The sequence below is a fragment of the Bartonella sp. AA78NXGY genome (assembly GCF_042197005.1).
GTDB lineage: Bacteria > Pseudomonadota > Alphaproteobacteria > Rhizobiales > Rhizobiaceae > Bartonella.
In genome coordinates this window covers 1-5,409 of record NZ_JBHIRI010000039.1, presented here as the reverse complement: position 1 = coordinate 5,409, position 5,409 = coordinate 1, and the positions used below count along the sequence as shown (strand labels likewise).

Annotated in this window: 1 protein-coding gene and 1 pseudogene; both read right to left on the bottom strand. The window is 37.7% G+C overall.

Annotation, left to right across the window (positions count from 1 at the left end; translation table 11 throughout):
• Window positions 1–4,571 (bottom strand): DEAD/DEAH box helicase (locus tag ACFINL_RS09305; protein ID WP_375651453.1); only part of this gene is annotated, 4,571 nt, incomplete at its 3' end.
• Between the two features lie 552 nt (window positions 4,572–5,123).
• Window positions 5,124–5,409: pseudogene (locus ACFINL_RS09300) on the bottom strand (hypothetical protein); the annotation flags it as partial.

Genomic DNA, 5,409 nt, shown 5'->3' with positions numbered 1-5,409 from the left:
GGATAAGGCTCTACATCTTCATAGTTTACGTGCAAATGACCGAGTTCACGCCCAGCTGTTACAAACTTCCAAAAATCATCAGCACTCTTTACGCAAGGAATGCGAGGTAATTCTTTGCATAAATTATCAGCATAACGAGCACGGTAATCTTCTGAATGTAAAATCCCATAAACATAATAGAACAAATCATCTTTAGTGATAGTTTCATTAGGATAAGCGGCTTTAAAATGTTCTAGCCCCTCATCAGTAATAGCATTACGCCTCTGTAAACCAGCTGTTGTGTTTTTCTCCGTAGAATGCGTAAATAAATGGGATTGTTTCTCACTTTTACTTTTTGAAACCGTAGTATCTTCGTAAATATAGCGTGGAAAACATTGACCTTTTTCTATTGAATCTAAATTAGGCAAAGCTTTAGTCATCAATACAGAAAAGTCTTTCTTTGCTCCTATACCTGTAATTTGTATCACCTTATTATCAACCGCTTGTCTTATCGGGAATATACGCGGCATTTGATAAACTGCTTCATTAAAGACGCTATTGTAATAAAGCCATTGTTGTGTAAAAGGACGGTATAGGCTTTGAATAAGGCATTTATCTTCAAATTCGGAAAATTTACCTCTTAATAATTCTCTCTTAAGAGTACTGCTCCAACTAATCTTTCTTACATCGGAATTGACGAAATCATTCACGACCTTTGCACGTGCTGTACGATCAGCATGTGAATAGGTATTATTTAAACGTTTTACCTCATTATTATAGAAGGCAGTCATGTTATTCATATTTTTCTTTACAGATTCACGGCTTGAGTTATACGTCCAAGCATCACGATTGGTTGAAACACCAAGAGAATAAGTTTCAAAGAGCTTTTTATCATGCCCCTTTTTGACACCCATAGCTAAGAATGTTTTGAAACTGTCATCACGTTGATCAAGCCAATCACTGTACTTATCTGGTGTAATTATTTGCCAACCTTGTTTGCTCCGTGTAATACCATCAATGCTACCAAGAGACTCTATTATTATAAGCTTTTCTTTTCTCGTGAGATAATCTCCAATATCACGAAAATATATCTTACCACGCTGTTGAGATTCTGGATTTTTAACCAAAATAGAGATAGCTATGGGAGCTCGAGATCCTTCACCAAAAATGCCACCACTTTCCTTTTTACGTTGTTCTCCAGAAGTCCGTGCATTCCCCCGTAAATGGAAAATATAAAGGCTGCTAAATTCTTCAACGAGGCATTTGCGTAAACCATCCATAGAATGTCCAGTAATAAAACCGGCATTTGTGACAAAGCCGATTACCCCAGCATTATCAATACGGTCACTAGCCCAGCGGATAGCGCGGATATAACTATCATATAACTTTTGCGTACTAGTTGCTTTCGATTTAGCTATATAAGTCTCACGAATACGATCATCTAATATGGGATAAGATATATTGGGATTATTATCGTTTTCATTCTTTTGTCCTACCGAATAAGGAGGGTTACCAAAGATAACTTTAATATCCAGTTTCTTTTGATGCTCTAAATATTCACTGTTTTCCTCTAGTAAACCTTTCATCAAATCTTGTTTTTCAAGCATCCGAAACGTATCAGCCAAACCAATATGCTTGAATGGGATATAATTCCCTTTCATCAAACTATGATAGGTCGATTCAATGTTAATCGCTGCTATGTAATAAGCCAGTAAAACAATCTCATTGGCATGAATATCATGACGGAATTTATATTCCATATCCTCTGGTTTGATGAGATTGGATTGTAATAGCCGCGTGATAAAAGTACCCGTTCCGGTGAAAGGATCGAGAATAGAGACACCCCGTGACCCTAAGCTTTTGCCAAATTCATTGCGCAACACATCATCAACAGAATGAATGATAAAATCAACAATCTCAACGGGCGTGTAAACAATTCCAAGCTTATCCGTGGTTTTCTTAAATGCCTTGGCAAAAAAACTTTCATAAAGTTTGATAATAAGATTCTGTTTTGCATGAGTTTCCGTAATGCCTGCTGTACAGAACATGACACTTTTGTAAAATTTATCAAGATCTTTCGTTTTCTCTTCGATATTTGTTTTATCCAGTTCCGTTAAGATCTTGTCCATTGCTTGCGAAATGGCATTGTTCTGTACAAATTCATTACCGTCAAATAAAGCTTCAAACACGGGACGCGTGACAAGATGTTGCGCTAACATCTCAATCGCTTCCTCTTGCTTGATTTCACTGTTGACGTTGTTCTTTAATTCCTTATGGAATGCATCAAAGGCGTGAAAGGCTTCACTCTTTTCATCGGAAATCATATCTTTAAGATGATTGATATGGTTTTGAGCAATCTCAGCAACATTGTTCGCCCAAATGCCCCAATAATCCGTGATTTTAAAACTATCCAGAAAAATGGCTTTGACAAAATCAAAAAATTCAGAACGGCGGAATAGGTCTCCTTGTCCTCCAGATACCGATTGAGATTTGCTTTCTGCTGTTCCAATGACACGTCCAGAACTTTCTGTTTTGGATGGTATCGAGATCTCATCAACCGTTGTGGTAAGCTCTTTTAATTCATTGGCTCGTTTAATCTCTATAATTTCAATCGTATGGCTGCTATCTTGTCCTAAAGACATCTGATTAATTGTCCGAGCAAGCCTTTCGTCATGAGAATGTAAAGCATGCAAAACTTGCCAAACAACACGGTATCTCTTATTGTTTTTTAAAGCCTTTTTGGCTTCTAAGTGTGAAGGAATGATAATGGGTAAAATGATATAGCCCGTTTTTTTATTTGGAGCACGACGCATCACACGCCCTACTGCCTGTATCACATCCACTTGGCTATTGCGCGGGTGTAAAAACATGATGGCATCAAGAGCAGGGACATCAATCCCTTCTGAAAGACACCGAACATTGCTTAAGATCCGACAAACGTTTTGCCCCGCATCTTCTTTAAGCCAATCCAATTCCTCATTGCGTTTTTTGACGCTTTGCGTTCCGTCAATATGTCTTACTTCACAGTTTAGAAAGGGAACGGTTTGAAGGAAATCATCAATATGAGATTTGATAATTTTATTAAAGAGCTTTGTTATATATTGAGAGGTGTTAATGTCTTTGCAAAAAGCTAAAGCACATTGCATGGGCTCTGTATCATCATCATCAACAGCCGCTTGCTTATCTATTTTGGTAAGTGCTCTATAACAGCCAATAATTTTTGCCGCATCATCTAAATCAATTTCACGGTTTTCATTGGCAATAATCTCCTGTATGGCTGGTGTGATATAGGTTTCATTAATACCCAAGACCACAATCTTGTAAGGAGTTAAAAGTTCATTATCGACAGCTTCCGCGAAGGTATAATGATGAAGTTGTTTGCCATAAAGGGTTTCATCGTCCATAGATGCCAAAACAGCATTGATCTCATCCGCCCGCCTTTTAGCAGTGTCACTAAAGATACGCGGCGTTGCTGTCATGTAGAGACGTTTTTTACCACGAATAATGCTGTTATCGTGAACCTTGATAAATTCAGATTCATTGTCTTCAGTTCCCAATGAAGCCCCAGTTGTTCTATGGGCTTCATCACAGATGATCAGATCAAATTCGGGTAAACCATGCTCTTTTTGTGCATCCGAAATCACTTGGATAGAATGATAAGTTGAAAAGACCACGGTCATTGCATCTGCTAGGGATTCACAAGCTTCTTTAGCAAGGGCTTGAGCATCCGTGGTAGCAGGGAGAACAAGATCTGATGTTTCCATGCCAACAATATCATCTTGATTTTTACGACGCTTGCCTACTTTCGTATCAGAACACACGGCAAAGGAACGCAACGGGACTTGTGCATCGGCTGTCCATTCACGGATTGTTTGCGAGACTAAAGCCAGAGAAGGTACCAGAAACAAAACACGCTTGCCTTTCCCAGCAAGGGTTTCTGCTATCTTCAAACTGGTGAAAGTCTTCCCCGTACCACATGCCATAATCAGCTTGCCACGGTCTGCTTCTTTTAAACCTTCACAGACTTTCTTGATGGCTTCTTCTTGATGGGGACGAGGCTCTTTTGTTGATTTCAGAACAACTTCTTTTTTCGTTGCAAATATTTGCCAGTCTATACGACTGTTTTCCATATGACGAAGGTCAATACGATAAACGGGTATCGCTTGTCCTTTAATCATGGCATTCACATTGTCACTTAATTCCACTTCTGTGCTGTCAACGAGAAGTCGATATTTAAAGATGTCTTTTCCAGAGGCAGCGATAAAGCTATCAATATCTTTTTTACTGATCTGATGGTCAGCTTTATAAAACTTACATTGAATAGCCACATATCCCTCTTGATGACGAAGCTTTGCCACCAGATCAATGCCGATATCATTTTTATTCCAACCTTCACGCTCTTTAGCCCATTCATAATAGCTCTCAACTTTTTCATATCGCCCATAGTGGAGAGGGTCATACATAAGATATTTTGTCACAAAATCTTCAAACACTTTCCCCCGTAGAGCATTTGATGTTGCCTGTTCACGATAGGATTGTAAAAGGGAGCGTAAAGTGAATTGTTCATTATCAGACTTAATAGATTGAAGCATATTGTAATAAAAATCCCTTGCCTTATGAGATGATTAATATTCATTAAAAGAATCAAAACGAATTCAATTAAATGCACTTAAAGCAAATAACGATAAAAATGGGAAAAAACTGCTAAAAAAGCCGATATTTTTTTCAAAATGGGTCTTTAAGGCTGCTTATCAACAGCCCATGACATGGAATAAGATCAGCAAAGTAGTGAAATTTGCTATTCATTTCACGTATTCATCAAGATAAATGTACTACGTTCTTTAAAATATCAGAATGAGTATTTTGATAGGTTTTGTCTGTTTTTAACCCCCCCAAAACACCTACAAAACCCTCTTAGATATATATTAAAAATTGTATTTATGTGTTATGTTTAATATAGGTTGTTTATTTAAAAGATTAACTTATTGAAATATAATAACTTTTATTTTTGACTAAAAAAATATATAAAGGGGGGGGTAAAAAGACCCCCCAAAACCCCCATACCCCCCCAAAACTAATGATGGGGAGTGCTTTAAAGGTTCACTGTTATATTGTTTAATGTTTTATAAGATTTCCAAATTGCCTCAGTGTGATGTCTTATGACTTTTCACTAAAGGGTGCCATTCATAACGTATGGTAGGTCGACCGCCTTGGGAGTTATTCTCTCCAGAGATTTCACGAATATAGTTACAACGACATAAAAGCTCTAAAGCTTGCTTAACGGTTTGATTGTCTGTTAAATATTTCCAATCACGTTTATAAACATCCCTTGCTGTAAAAACATCGGGTAAACAATCACAGCGCTTGACAAGCAAGTTTGCACTTTCTGTTGCTAATGTATCATGCGCCGCATAAAGACGTTTGGCATGA